Origin of the sequence: Arthrobacter sp. SIMBA_036 (assembly GCF_046535135.1) — a bacterium.
Classification (GTDB): Bacteria; Actinomycetota; Actinomycetes; order Actinomycetales; family Micrococcaceae; genus Arthrobacter.
In genome coordinates this window covers 1-267 of sequence record NZ_JAWRXG010000212.1, presented here as the reverse complement: position 1 = coordinate 267, position 267 = coordinate 1, and the positions used below count along the sequence as shown (strand labels likewise).

General features: G+C 59.9%; 1 protein-coding gene. It reads left to right on the top strand.

Annotated elements, in window-relative coordinates; genetic code table 11:
• Window positions 1-75: 75 nt before the first annotated feature.
• Window positions 76-267: hypothetical protein (locus SB659_RS19650; protein WP_410551624.1), on the top strand; the 192-nt coding region annotated here is incomplete at its 3' end.

The following is a 267-nucleotide window of genomic DNA, read 5'->3' as shown; positions in this document are numbered from 1 at the left end:
CCTGTCGTGCTAGAGGACGTCGTACTGACAAGTGAAGACGCCGTTCCGGTGTTTTCCGGCCCATCGAGCAGGATCGTGAAGAAGTGGCACCCGCTGACCGCGGACGGCAGCCAGCCGCTTTCGGCCAATTTCCTGACTCGCAACGCGAGCTGTGGCTTCCATTGCGTCGCACATTGCAATCGCTGGTTCGAGTCGATGGACGAGTTCGCGATCCGGACGGGCAGTGATGCGTTCGGCCGAGAAGATGTGTATGTCGAAACAGGCACG